Origin of the sequence: Pseudomonas sp., assembly GCF_036404235.1 — a bacterium.
Lineage (GTDB): Bacteria > Pseudomonadota > Gammaproteobacteria > Pseudomonadales > Pseudomonadaceae > Aquipseudomonas.
In genome coordinates, this window is sequence record NZ_DASWOT010000047.1 from 14,410 (window position 1) to 26,665 (window position 12,256).

Genomic DNA, 12,256 nt, shown 5'->3' on the forward strand with positions numbered 1-12,256 from the left:
ACTCGACATAATTTGTCGCTTCGTCGTCACAAGCTGTCGCGACACTGTAAATCCACGGGGTAGAACGGTAGAATCGTCGGTTTTCCGTACAACGCGTTGGAGTGATGGCATGTCGGACGTAAACAAGGTAGTTCTCGCGTATTCCGGAGGCCTGGATACTTCGGTAATCCTCAAGTGGCTGCAGGATACGTACAACTGCGAAGTGGTGACCTTTACCGCCGACCTCGGTCAAGGCGAAGAAGTCGAGCCAGCACGCGCCAAGGCACAAGCCATGGGCGTCAAAGAAATCTACATCGATGATCTGCGCGAGGAGTTTGTGCGCGATTTCGTGTTCCCTATGTTCCGCGCCAATACCGTCTATGAAGGTGAGTACCTGCTGGGTACGTCCATCGCCCGTCCGCTGATCGCCAAACGTTTGATTGAAATCGCCAACGAAACTGGCGCTGACGCCATTTCCCATGGCGCGACTGGCAAGGGTAACGACCAGGTTCGTTTCGAACTCGGTGCCTACGCGCTCAAGCCAGGCGTGAAAGTCATTGCCCCGTGGCGTGAGTGGGACTTGCTGTCGCGCGAAAAGCTAATGGATTACGCCGAGAAGCATGCGATCCCGATCGAGCGTCACGGTAAGAAAAAATCCCCGTATTCGATGGATGCCAATCTGCTGCACATTTCCTATGAAGGCGGCGTGCTGGAGGATACCTGGACTGAACACGAAGAGGACATGTGGCGTTGGACCAAGTCCCCGGAGGATGCGCCGAACACCCCAACGTATATTGAGCTGACCTACCGCAACGGCGATATTGTCGCGTTGGACGGCGTCGAAATGACCCCCGCTACCGTACTGGCCACGCTCAACCGCATCGGCGGTGAAAACGGTATCGGTCGTCTGGACATTGTTGAAAACCGCTATGTCGGCATGAAATCCCGCGGTTGCTACGAAACACCGGGCGGCACCATCATGCTGCGCGCTCACCGCGCCATTGAGTCGATCACGCTTGACCGAGAAGTTGCTCATCTGAAAGACGAGTTAATGCCTAAGTACGCCAGCATGATCTACACCGGCTACTGGTGGAGCCCTGAACGTCTGATGATGCAACAGATGATCGACGCATCTCAGGCTTATGTGAACGGCGTAGTGCGCCTGAAACTTTACAAAGGTAACGTCATCGTCACCGGTCGCAAGTCCGATGATTCGCTGTTTGATGCCAACATCGCAACTTTTGAAGAGGACGGTGGTGCTTATAACCAGGCGGACGCTGCAGGTTTCATCAAGCTCAATGCGTTACGCATGCGTATCGCCGCGAATAAGAACCGCAAGTTGTTCTGATCGTAAAAAGGCAGATAAAAAATAGCCCCAACTATCTGGGGCTATTTTTTTATCAGGTTAGGAGAGCGCTTCTCCTGATGTGAGTTATATCAATACGTTAGCGCTCTGTTGCGCGCTTCTTTGTCAGTGGTTTGCTACGCACCGTGTAGGTAGACTTTTCCTCATGAATCGTAGTGTTTGATGTATGGGACTGCCACTTGAGCATCGTCATCACATCGTCGATATCTTTGTTGTAGCGCTTCATTAGTGTTGTCAGTTTCTTTTCGAACTCCAGTTCTGTGATCAGTTCTGTCTCATTTTTTAGTGACTCAAGCCGTGCCAATTTTATCTTTAGCGCGTCTTCCAGTTCGTGAAATTCTTTTAGTCGTGACATAGTATTCCCATCATTCGGTATAGGGGGGTAGGTGATGCGTGATACATGTGTAGTCTTGATTTTCATTTTCGGCTTTGCATAATAGATAGCTTTGTATGACTTTAGTCGCTTTCCTTGGTGATTGCCTTCTCGGCTTAATGGTTTAGAGTTGGAAGTTGGGTTTTGTAGAGAAAAATATGTTTATAAAACAAGGGCGTGAAGAATATCTCATTGTGTGCAACGAAGAAGCGCGGTTCAAAGTCGTCGTTTCCCACTTTAAGTGCCGTAATTTCTGAGCGTTATTCTCTAGTTTTAAGGCGTTGAGGATATGATTTCCTACATTTCATTTGGCAAATTATCCGTTGATGTGCGTAAGTTCGTTGTACAAGAAAAAATCGAATTTTCAAGACTGATTTATCATTTCTGTATTTGCGTGTAGTGCCGTAGCGAATTGCATCATATCAAAAGGTATTGGGGCGAAGCTGATAGAGGGAGCTTGAGAGTTTTAAGCATGTTGTTTTTTTAATTTCGTGGCATTGTTTAGAGTGGCATTGTTTAGAATCACTGTAAGAAGAGTATCAATGTCAGGGCGCACAAAAAGTAGAATAAGAAACCACAGATGAAATTGTAGAGGCTTCTCACCCAGGTATGGAGGGGTGGTGGCTACAGATACCTCCGACAATGTGGCAAATATCGTAACGATGCTGAAGGGGGGGTGGCTCGGTTGAGTATCTTCATGTGATATTCCTCACAGGCATAATGGATAGCGGGAGTGACTGCTCCTTGCTTCAATCAGTGAGTGCTCGAACTGCAATAAACATAATGATTGCTGAGTAATAGACTCAACTCTCAAGTGTCAGCGAGATGTTTAGAACACTCGCTGGCGCTACAGCTTCTGCCGAGCCATCTTGACAGGGTGTCAGCCGTCAGCGGCCTTGAGTGTTTATATGCTGGTTGTGTCCATGGGAAGACGAACAACCGGTTCGGTCAATCTTGCGACGCAGACCATTCCTATTCTTTCACTGCTCGTTGCTTGAACTCAATGCGGTAGGCTTTCCCGATATGCCATACGTCCCGGATGCTCAAGCCTAGCAGTTGAGCTATTTCCGGGGCGGTGTAACCCAAGCTTGAATAATGCATTGCGTGACCAGCAACTACGTCGTCTACCGTTGCAATATCCTTCTGCCTTTCAGGTCTGTTACCTCGAACAGGTTGGCTGTACCGGATGGTCAGTCCATTTTCGTAGGCCAGGCGCTTGATATCTTTCCTATTCATTCTCAGGGAGTACTGCAGTGCCGAAACTCCAGCACCTTTGGCGATAAGGCCTTTGAGCAGTTCCACTTTTGCCTGTATCAAGATGTCAGCGTCAGCGTCTGACTCAGGTGTTTCCGTGATAGTGGGTTCTGTACAGGACTCTCCGGATTCGCCATCCTGTACGACGTTGATAACACCACCTTTGGCAACGAATATTTGGACTGCCGTGGCAAGTTTCAGGCTGTCAGTGTCATGTGACGAAGAGGTTTGCATTTTTTTTGTTCATGATATATTCCTCATTGAACATGTTGATATGCATGCTCTTGTATGTTCGGTATCGCTTATGCGTGCGTGAGAAAAATCAAATAATTATGGGGTTTTGTGATGCCCCCGATGACTGCTTAAGTAGGGCGGTAGGCAGTGTTGTATTTGAAAGCATCGGGTCAATAGGGCTAGCTTTAGTTGATGATTTTCCGCTATTAACGACGACCTGTTACTCAAAAAAGTAACGACTGGTAATAAAATTTGCAAGTAAAAAATTAATTTTTCTTGAATTGTTTTTTTTGTTGGGGCTCGGTCTTACATGGGGAAGGTATATGTCTTTTAGTCTTGTAGTATTTTTCTGCTTTGCCGGATTTGCTATGGATTTAAAGCGAGATATAGTATTACGTACCAGTCGAACGAGCACTATTTTCAGCAGGCCAGACTAAAGATACCGTATTGCGATAATGAATAACTATTTAAGTTTTCTATTCTGGATTCATCATTTCCTACGAGGGTTGGGTGGGGCCCCCTGATGAGGGGGTGTGACAGAAAAACCAGACGAGGCATTAGAAATATCCGATTATGGTGTAGGAATATTCCTGAAATAAATAAATATGGAAATTTACGAACACATGTGTGTGATTTTTTAAACGTGGCGGGAGAGTTGTCAGCAGCGTTCCGAAATACTTTATGATTTTTGTTTTTTGGCACGGCTGGTAATTAGGCTTACGCTGACAAGCAATGAAGTTTTCCGAGAGTGGTCCTACGCCCGGAGAAGGCTATAGCGCCTTGTGAGTCAAATGGTCGAGATCTGACCTTGATGCTCCGCTTTTTACGCGCTCCTACCGTGGTTGCTTTCAAAAATTTTACCTGACCAAACGCCTGCATATGCCTTGTTCAGCAGGAGGTCAGGGTAATAAGTCCAATGAGGTATTAGAGATGAACAAATCTACTGGAATAACGGCTGAAAGCGGATTACGGTCGAATGCATGGATAACCCAAATGCTGCGTCTGCGAGCTGATCCCATGGAGGGGAGGGCTGTGAATATATTGAAATCGTCATCGCTTAGGGCAAGTCGTGTAGGACCGTTCTGTTGTGGGCGTGTGAAAGGTCTTTGCCTGTTGATCTGCGGGGGGAGGCTTCATGCAAAGTACTAAACGACTAGGCTATTGTGCGGGCTCTGAAAATTCGAACAGCGAAAAATGGACTGCTCATGAATAAAGTGTTGATCGTCGATGATCACCCTGTCATTCGCCTTGCCGTGCGCATGCTGATGGAACGTCATGGTTATGAGGTCATCGCGGAGACGGATAATGGAGTGGACGCGTTGCAGCTGGCACGCGAGCATCTGCCTGATATCGTCATTCTGGACATTGGTATTCCCAAGCTTGATGGTCTTGAAGTCATTGCACGCCTTTCGGCAATGACCTTGCCCTTCAAGGTGCTGATTCTGACCTCTCAAGCACCAGGGCATTTTTCTATGCGTTGCATGCAGGCGGGGGCTGCCGGTTACGTTTGCAAGCAACAAGACCTTACCGAATTGCTGAGCGCTATCAAGGCTGTCTTGTCGGGTTACAGCTATTTCCCCAATCAGGCGCTGCACACCGTTCGCTCAAGCTTGGGGAACGCCAGTGAGGCAGAAATGGTTGACCGACTTTCTGGCCGCGAAATGATGGTATTGCAGCAACTCGCACGAGGAAAAACCAATAAGGAGATTGCTGACGGCATGTTTTTAAGTAACAAAACAGTCAGCACTTACAAAACCCGCCTTCTTTTGAAACTCAACGCCCATTCACTGGTCGATCTGATCGAGCTCGCTCAACGCAACGGGCTGGTTTAGGTCGTCGAGCTGGCAAAATTAACAGGTCTCATTGTAATCTTGGGGGCGTCCTGTTTGGAATATATGCTTCCGGCGCCATGAAGCCTCTCAGAGTTCGGAGAGGCTTCGATCAGCATCATCCCCTAGGGAAGGGGCCAAGGGTGTAGGAAGTCAAAGATCGAAGTCGTAGTCTGCCAGCTGTTTTTGCAGGCGACGTTCTTCAAGAAGATTATCGATGGTGCGGCGTTTGCTAAGATTGGTTTTGGCGCTTTCGGCGGGTAATTGTGCATTCTCGTCAGACTCGACGGCTACGAAGTCATCTTCCACATCCAGTTGCTCTTTGCCAGTGCTCATAAGTTGACTCCAGGCTGAGGCGGTTCTTGGCGGACCTTATAGCGACAATCCCTCTCCGGGTAAAAAAGATTTTTTCAATCGATTGCCCTATGAAACATCTATTGCTCAATCGTCAGAGGTTTTGTCCTTGTATTCGCAAAGGTCTTCGATTCGGCAACTACCGCACCGAGGCTTTCGCGCCTGACAGACATAGCGGCCATGCAAAATAAGCCAATGGTGGGCGTCTAGCAAAAACTCTTTGGGCACGAATTTCATCAGCTGCTTTTCAACTTCGGCAACGTTCTTTCCTTTGGCGATGCCGGTACGGTTGCTGACTCGAAAAATATGGGTGTCCACCGCCATGGCGATCTGCCGGAACGCGGTATTGAGCACTACATTCGCTGTTTTGCGGCCAACGCCCGGTAAAGCCTCCAGCTCCTCTCTCGTCTGCGGAACCTCACCACCATGCTTCTCGATCAATAGGCGGCAGGTCTCGATAACATTCTTTGCCTTGCTGTTGTACAGGCCAATAGTCTTGATGTACTGCGATAACCCTTCGACCCCCAAGGCGTAGATGGCCTGCGGGGTATTTGCCACAGGATAGAGGCGGGCGGTTGCTTTATTGACGCTCACGTCTGTCGCTTGAGCCGAGAGGATCACCGAGATCAACAACTCAAACGGTGTTGTGTAGACCAGTTCGGTCTTCGGCTCGGGATTATCCTCATGAAGCCGGCGAAATATTTCCAGACGTTTTGCTGCATTCATGACGTGAGTTGTTCCTTGAAAACGTGCGGCTGTTTAATTGTTGATAACTGAATCAGGGCTTTGCACGGACAGCGGCAGGTGTTTCGAACTGACGCAGTGTTTGCTCTGCCTTGTCGACATCTGCGTTGAGGAGTGCAATCTGATCGACAGGTGCCTGCGCGCCCAGGGCTTTTTTCAGGGCGGCGCGGCGCATTGCCAACTGAATCTTCGCGCGATTCAACGCCGCAGTATCGGGCCGGGCCATTACAGGTGTATCGACAGTCACAGCAATATCGTTCCCGGCCGATTGCAGCACCTTCAGTTTCTGCTCCGCTGCTTCAAATTCTCGTTGCAACTCGACTAGGCGTGCTGCTTGTTCAGCAATCGGAGGATGGCCGAATGCTTTCAGGGATTTATTGAGTTGGGTTCGACTCATTGCCACGGCAATACGCGCCTGCTTCATTGCGGCGTCGTCATTGGCAACCTTTTGAGTGCAGTCCCTTTCAGCGATTACCTGTGCGGGTTCCGCCGAAGTGTCCGAGAGCGCCGCAGGTCTATGAGCCCTAGCCAATCGTTCGGCCTGCCGAAGGTTCTCTTCTCTCTTGAGTCGAGCGTTACGTGTTTCGAATCGGTATCGGGCGTGGTTGCGTTTTGCGTTGCGTGCCTGGCGTTGTGCTTCGTTTAGCGCCAGTCCACCAATTATCGGAGTGACCACCTCTAGGGGCAGTGGGTGCATTTCAATGCAATCGACAGGACAGGGGGCAATACACAGATCGCAGCCGGTGCATTCATCAATGATGACCGTGTGCATCAATTTGGCTGCACCGATGATTGCGTCTATCGGGCATGCCTGTATGCACTTTGTGCAACCAATGCATTCTGCCTCACGGATAAACGCCACTTGGGCTGGAGCGGGTCCGCGATCAGTATCAAGCTCGATGATGGGAACGTGGAGCAATCGAGCCAGTAGAGCAATGGTTTCGTCGCCGCCTGGTGGGCATTTGTTGATAGCCTCACCATTGGCCACGCCTTCTGCATAGGGCTTGCAGCCTGGATGTCCGCATTTGCCACACTGCGTCTGGGGTAAAAGGGCATCGATGCGTTGGATCAGGCTCATGCTTGAATCAGTGCCTTGGCTGGGTGAGGCTGTTTTTGCCGTGCAGGCGAGGTCTTTGCCAAATACGGCCCGGCAACCGCATGCGATCACCAGGCATCTTCAGTTTACTTGATGCGTTGACCTGGCTTGGCACCGCTGTCAGGGCTCAGCAGGTAGATCTCTTCACCTCCGGGGCCTGCGGCCATCACCATGCCCTCAGAAATACCGAAACGCATTTTTCGAGGCTTGAGGTTGGCAATCATCATGGTCAGGCGACCTTCGAGCTCCGCTGGGTTCGGGTAAGCGCTCTTGATGCCAGAAAATACGTTACGTTGCTCGTCACCAATGTCCAGCGTCAGGCGCAACAGCTTGTCGGCACCTTCCACGTGTTCGGCTTTCAGGATCAGGGCGACCCGCAGGTCGATGGCGGCGAAGGCATCGAACTCGATTTCCGGTGACAGAGGGTCCTTGGCCAGTTCTCCGTTGCCTTGCGGTCCGGTGTCGGTCGCATTGGCAGTCAGATCCTCTTTGGATGCCGCAGTCATGGCTTCAACCTTGGCCGGATCAATGCGTGTCATTAGGGGCTGGAATGGATTTAACTGGTGGTTGCTCAGCAGGGTTTTGTGATCATCCCAGGTGAGTGATGCGACGTTCAGGAATCGCTCGGCATCGGCGGCAAGCAAAGGCAGCACTGGTTTGAGGAAGATCACCAATTGGCGGAACAGGTTGATGCCCAAGGCACACACTGCCTGGACTTCATCTTGTTTGCCTTCTTGTTTGGCCAGTGACCATGGAGCCTTGTCGGCAATATAAGCATTGGCGCGGTCTGCCAGTGCCATGATTTCACGCATGGCGCGGGCGAAGTCGCGTGCTTCGTAAGCGTCGGCGATGCTGGGTGCGGCAATCAGGAAGGCATCGGTCAGCTCAGGTGCGGCATTGTCCGCAACCATCACTCCTGCGTTACCTTTGTGGATGAAGCCTGCGCAGCGACTGGCAATGTTGACCACTTTGCCGATCAGATCGGAATTGACCTTCTGCACAAAGTCTTCCAGGTTCAAGTCCAGGTCATCAACGCCGCGGCCCAGTTTGGCTGCGTAGTAATAACGCAGGTATTCCGGTGATAGATGGTCGAGGTAAGTTCGAGCTTTGATAAAGGTGCCGCGAGACTTCGACATTTTCTGACCATTGACCGTCAGGTAGCCGTGAACGTTGATGCCGCTTGGCTTACGGAAGCCCGACCCCTCAAGCATCGCTGGCCAGAACAGCGCGTGGAAATTAACGATGTCTTTGCCGATGAAGTGGTACAGCTCGGTGGTCGAGTCCTTGTTCCAGAATGCGTCGAAATCCAGATCAGGGCGTCGGGCACAGAGGTTCTTGAAGCTGGCCATATAGCCGATCGGCGCATCCAGCCACACGTAGAAATATTTACCGGGTTCGTCCGGGATCTCGAAGCCGAAGTACGGCGCATCGCGCGAGATGTCCCATTGCTGCAGACCGGCGTCCAGCCACTCGGCGATCTTGTTTGCCACGGCGTCTTGCAGCGTGCCGCTGCGCGTCCAGCTTTTCAGCATGGCGTCGAAGGCCGGCAGGTCAAAGAAGAAGTGTTTGGAATCCTTCAGGACCGGCGTGGCGCCCGAGATCGCTGATTTTGGGTTTTTCAGGTCAGTCGGTGCATATGTGGCGCCGCATTTTTCGCAGTTGTCACCGTATTGATCTTCCGTGCCGCATTTCGGACAAGTGCCCTTAATGAAGCGGTCGGCCAGGAACATCTTCTTTTCCGGGTCAAAATACTGGGTGACCGAGCGTGTGACGATGTGCCCGGCGTCACGCAGCCTGATGTAGATCAGGCTCGACAGCTCACGGTTTTCTTCGGCATGGGTCGAGTGGAAGTTATCGAAGTCCACCAGGAAGTCGGCAAAGTCGGCGCTGTGTTCAGCCTGCACATTGGCGATCAGTTGCTCTGGCGTGATGCCTTCTTTTTCGGCGCGCAACATGATCGCCGAGCCGTGAGCGTCGTCCGCGCAAACGTAGATGCACTGATTGCCGCGGTGCTTCTGGAAGCGCACCCACATGTCGGTCTGGATGTACTCCAGCATGTGACCAAGGTGAATGGAACCATTGGCATAGGGCAGGGCGCTGGTAACGAGAATCTTGCGTGGCTCGGACATGGGGCTCGGCTACTTGAAGTGAAACGGAGGTCGGCCACTATAAAGGGCTGAGCATTTTTTTTCACCCATAGTACCGTCGCAAACGTGCTGCAAGGGCAGGGAAACCATGCCGCCACCCGACAGAAGGGGTAGGATAGCCGCCTGTTTTGCTCAGTCTTTATTTCGGGAGTGACCCATGAGCGCTGTTAACCGCGCAGCGGTGGAAGCCGTCCTTCGCCAGTATACCGATCCTTATCTGAACCAAGACCCGGTGAGTGCCGGGTGTGTACGAGCCATTGACATCCAGGGTGATCGGGTCAACGTTCGTCTGGAGCTTGGTTACGCCGCGGATCTGTTCAAAAACGGTTGGGCCCAGATGCTGCAAATCGCCATCGCAGGCCTTGACGGTGTCGCATCGGCGAAGGTCGACATCGATACCGTTATTACGCCTCACAAAGCGCAGGGGCAGATCCCTGGTTTGGCCAATGTCAAAAACATTGTTGTTGTCGCATCGGGTAAGGGGGGCGTGGGAAAATCCACGACCGCAGCCAATCTTGCTCTGGCGCTGTCGCGTGAAGGCGCCCGAGTCGGCATTCTCGACGCCGATATATATGGCCCGAGTCAGGGCGTAATGTTTGGCATCCCTGAAGGCACGCGGCCGAAGATCAAGGATCAGAAGTGGTTCGTACCGATCGAAGCTCATGGCATCGAAGTGATGTCGATGGCCTTTTTGACTGACGACAATACGCCGATGGTCTGGCGCGGTCCGATGGTGTCGGGCGCATTGCTGCAGTTGATCACTCAGACAGCCTGGAATGACCTGGATTACCTGGTCATCGACATGCCGCCTGGTACTGGCGATATCCAGCTGACATTGGCGCAGAAAGTGCCGGTCGCGGGTGCTGTTATCGTCACCACTCCACAGGATCTAGCGCTGCTGGATGCCAGGAAAGGCGTGGAGATGTTCCGCAAGGTCAATATCCCAGTGCTCGGAGTGGTCGAAAACATGGCCGTGCATATTTGCTCGAACTGCGGTCATGCCGAGCATTTGTTTGGTGAGGGGGGCGGGGAGAAGCTAGCTGCGCAATACGACGTCGAATTGCTGGCTTCGTTGCCTCTGTCGATGTTGATTCGTGAGCAGGCCGATGGCGGTAAGCCAACGGTGATTGCCGAACCTCAAAGCCAGATTGCGATGGTATATCAAGAGTTGGCGCGTCATGTAGGCGCCAGGATTGTGTTGCAGGAAGCGGCTTCACCCGCGATGCCGAACATCACCGTCAGTGACGATTGACGTAAAACCTTTGGGAGTGAGTTCGCTTGCTCCCTTATTTTTCCTGAGGTTGCTTTCTTGCGGGCATTAAAAAACCCCGCTTTTGAGGGCGGGGTCTTTTAAGCGATTCAGTACAAGTTAGATAACTTGAACTTCTTCAGCTTGCATACCTTTCTGACCGCGGGTAGCGATGAAAGAAACCTGTTGGCCTTCTTTCAGGCTTTTGAAGCCGTCGGATTGGATTGCTTTGAAGTGTACGAACAGGTCGTCACCCGATTGTGGAGTGATGAAGCCGAAGCCTTTTTCATCGTTGAACCACTTAACGGTACCAGTTTGGCGATTAGACATGGTGTATCTCCTTGGACAAAGTTAACTGCGACTCAGGAAGAACCCTGGCCGAGACTGAGTGCAAAGAGCAGGAAAAATTCTTGGAGATGGTTGGATCGAAATTCAACATCGTGTAGAGATTCTCAGTGACACAAGCAACACAGTGGACCCACCTTAACCGTTTTTTTGAGATGTGCCAATGGTCTCTTCACGTTTATTTCGAGAGAGGGCCTCCCGTTTCGCTGTCAGCCTCGTACAGCCTTTGAACCCGACGCCCCGGCCCGGTAAGATGCCGGACATCTTTTTCACCTTGCTATTCAGGACATCGCCATGAGCATCAAATCGGATAAATGGATTCGCCGCATGGCGCAGGAACACGGCATGATCGAACCCTTCATAGAGCGTCAGATACGCGGCGAGGGTGCTGATCGAGTGATTTCATTCGGCGTCTCAAGCTATGGCTACGATGTGCGTTGTGCCGACGAATTCAAGGTGTTCACCAACATCAATTCGGCCACTGTCGATCCAAAGAATTTTGATGAGAAAAGTTTTGTCGACGTTAAAAGCGACGTTTGCATCATCCCGCCAAACTCTTTCGCACTGGCGCGTACCGTCGAATACTTCCGTATCCCGCGCAACGTACTGACCATCTGTCTGGGCAAAAGCACCTACGCCCGCTGCGGCATCATCGTTAACGTGACACCCCTGGAACCCGAGTGGGAAGGTCATGTGACACTGGAGTTTTCGAACACCACTACGTTGCCGGCGAAGATTTATGCCAATGAAGGCGTCGCCCAGATGCTCTTCTTGGAATCCGATGAAGAATGTGAGGTGTCTTACAAGGATCGTGGCGGTAAATACCAGGGTCAACGGGGCGTCACCCTGCCGCGCACCTAAGGCATTCAAGTATTATTTAGGCAAAAACTGCCGTTGGTCATTTTGAAACTGAATTAGTCTCGATACGGGCACTCTACAGCTCTACAGACTGAAACGTTCCCACTTGCTGTATGCGTGTGAAGCCCAATGCTCACGGAGTGCCCTATGAAGAGACAACAGCAGAACCCCCGCTCCAAGGAAGTGGATCCGGAGCACAATCAGGTAGGACTCCTGGCCTGGTCGCTGTTAGCGCATCCTCAATTGAACATGGTCGGAGGTGGCATCCCCGGTCAGCCGAACCCTGATACTCCTAACGACTACCCGCAACCTGAAGAACCGGGCGAGCCTACTTTGCCCGATGAGCCGCCACCTGCGCCTGTCGCTTGAGGTCCTGCCCTGCCGAAATGGCCGTTTCGGCAGGGTTTTCTCTGAGCGCTCGTTAGGTT

The 12,256-nt window shown here is 51.6% G+C and carries 12 protein-coding genes; 5 read left to right on the forward strand and 7 right to left on the reverse strand.

The features are described from left to right. Positions 1-109 precede the first annotated feature (109 nt). Positions 110-1,327: an argininosuccinate synthase gene (locus VGC62_RS05950; RefSeq protein WP_331186140.1), complete on the forward strand. Its 1,218-nt coding sequence runs from the start codon at positions 110-112 to the stop codon at positions 1,325-1,327. 97 nt (positions 1,328-1,424) lie between these two features. Here VGC62_RS05950 and VGC62_RS05955 read toward each other — a convergent pair whose 3' ends face one another. Next, the gene (locus VGC62_RS05955; RefSeq protein ID WP_331186141.1) at positions 1,425-1,766 is read right to left on the reverse strand and encodes a hypothetical protein; all 342 of its coding nucleotides are present in this window, start codon (positions 1,764-1,766) and stop codon (positions 1,425-1,427) included. Positions 1,767-2,690: 924 nt separating this feature from the next. Next, complete coding sequence (locus tag VGC62_RS05960; protein WP_331186142.1) at positions 2,691-3,206, reverse strand: hypothetical protein; 516 nt, start codon at positions 3,204-3,206, stop codon at positions 2,691-2,693. A 1,205-nt stretch (positions 3,207-4,411) separates the two neighbouring features. On the opposite strand from VGC62_RS05960, the gene VGC62_RS05965 reads away from it, so the two are divergent. Next, the gene (locus VGC62_RS05965; RefSeq protein WP_331186198.1) at positions 4,412-5,038 is read left to right on the forward strand and encodes a response regulator transcription factor; all 627 of its coding nucleotides are present in this window, start codon (positions 4,412-4,414) and stop codon (positions 5,036-5,038) included. A gap of 150 nt (positions 5,039-5,188) precedes the next feature. Here VGC62_RS05965 and VGC62_RS05970 read toward each other — a convergent pair whose 3' ends face one another. The 4 genes from VGC62_RS05970 to metG form a co-directional block, all read right to left on the reverse strand. Next, positions 5,189-5,371 carry a PA3496 family putative envelope integrity protein gene (locus tag VGC62_RS05970; protein WP_331186143.1) on the reverse strand — a complete coding sequence of 61 codons (183 nt, stop codon included), beginning with the start codon at positions 5,369-5,371 and terminating at the stop codon, positions 5,189-5,191. Between the two features lie 105 nt (positions 5,372-5,476). Then, entirely contained in the window at positions 5,477-6,115 is a 639-nt protein-coding gene (gene nth, locus VGC62_RS05975) for an endonuclease III (protein WP_331186144.1), read from the reverse strand. Between the two features lie 52 nt (positions 6,116-6,167). Next, positions 6,168-7,211 (reverse strand): electron transport complex subunit RsxB, encoded by a 1,044-nt coding sequence (gene rsxB, locus VGC62_RS05980; protein ID WP_331186145.1) that lies wholly within the window; start codon positions 7,209-7,211, stop codon positions 6,168-6,170. Positions 7,212-7,315: 104 nt separating this feature from the next. Continuing rightward, positions 7,316-9,358: a methionine--tRNA ligase gene (gene metG / locus VGC62_RS05985; RefSeq protein WP_331186146.1), complete on the reverse strand. Its 2,043-nt coding sequence runs from the start codon at positions 9,356-9,358 to the stop codon at positions 7,316-7,318. Between the two features lie 175 nt (positions 9,359-9,533). Between metG and apbC the strand changes: the two genes are divergently transcribed. Next, entirely contained in the window at positions 9,534-10,628 is a 1,095-nt protein-coding gene (apbC, locus tag VGC62_RS05990; protein ID WP_331186147.1) for an iron-sulfur cluster carrier protein ApbC, read from the forward strand. A gap of 117 nt (positions 10,629-10,745) precedes the next feature. On the opposite strand, the gene VGC62_RS05995 is transcribed toward apbC, so the two are convergent. After that, a complete protein-coding gene (locus VGC62_RS05995; protein WP_002554837.1) occupies positions 10,746-10,955 on the reverse strand; it encodes a cold-shock protein in 210 nt (69 codons plus the stop codon). Between the two features lie 309 nt (positions 10,956-11,264). Between VGC62_RS05995 and dcd the strand changes: the two genes are divergently transcribed. Continuing rightward, the gene (gene dcd, locus VGC62_RS06000; protein WP_331186148.1) at positions 11,265-11,831 is read left to right on the forward strand and encodes a dCTP deaminase; all 567 of its coding nucleotides are present in this window, start codon (positions 11,265-11,267) and stop codon (positions 11,829-11,831) included. A gap of 144 nt (positions 11,832-11,975) precedes the next feature. Continuing rightward, positions 11,976-12,197: a hypothetical protein gene (locus VGC62_RS06005; protein WP_331186149.1), complete on the forward strand. Its 222-nt coding sequence runs from the start codon at positions 11,976-11,978 to the stop codon at positions 12,195-12,197. Positions 12,198-12,256 lie beyond the last annotated feature (59 nt).

Excerpts from the sequence above, each read along its gene's own strand:
- VGC62_RS05950 (WP_331186140.1), top strand. The coding sequence starts at position 110 with ATGTCGGACGTAAACAAGGTAGTTCTCGCGTATTCCGGAGGCCTGGAT.
- VGC62_RS05955 (WP_331186141.1), bottom strand. The coding sequence starts at position 1,766 with ATGAAAATCAAGACTACACATGTATCACGCATCACCTACCCCCCTATA.
- VGC62_RS05960 (WP_331186142.1), bottom strand. The coding sequence starts at position 3,206 with ATGCAAACCTCTTCGTCACATGACACTGACAGCCTGAAACTTGCCACG.
- VGC62_RS05965 (WP_331186198.1), top strand. The coding sequence starts at position 4,412 with ATGAATAAAGTGTTGATCGTCGATGATCACCCTGTCATTCGCCTTGCC.
- VGC62_RS05970 (WP_331186143.1), bottom strand. The coding sequence starts at position 5,371 with ATGAGCACTGGCAAAGAGCAACTGGATGTGGAAGATGACTTCGTAGCC.
- nth (WP_331186144.1), bottom strand. The coding sequence starts at position 6,115 with ATGAATGCAGCAAAACGTCTGGAAATATTTCGCCGGCTTCATGAGGAT.
- rsxB (WP_331186145.1), bottom strand. The coding sequence starts at position 7,211 with ATGAGCCTGATCCAACGCATCGATGCCCTTTTACCCCAGACGCAGTGT.
- metG (WP_331186146.1), bottom strand. The coding sequence starts at position 9,358 with ATGTCCGAGCCACGCAAGATTCTCGTTACCAGCGCCCTGCCCTATGCC.
- apbC (WP_331186147.1), top strand. The coding sequence starts at position 9,534 with ATGAGCGCTGTTAACCGCGCAGCGGTGGAAGCCGTCCTTCGCCAGTAT.
- VGC62_RS05995 (WP_002554837.1), bottom strand. The coding sequence starts at position 10,955 with ATGTCTAATCGCCAAACTGGTACCGTTAAGTGGTTCAACGATGAAAAA.
- dcd (WP_331186148.1), top strand. The coding sequence starts at position 11,265 with ATGAGCATCAAATCGGATAAATGGATTCGCCGCATGGCGCAGGAACAC.
- VGC62_RS06005 (WP_331186149.1), top strand. The coding sequence starts at position 11,976 with ATGAAGAGACAACAGCAGAACCCCCGCTCCAAGGAAGTGGATCCGGAG.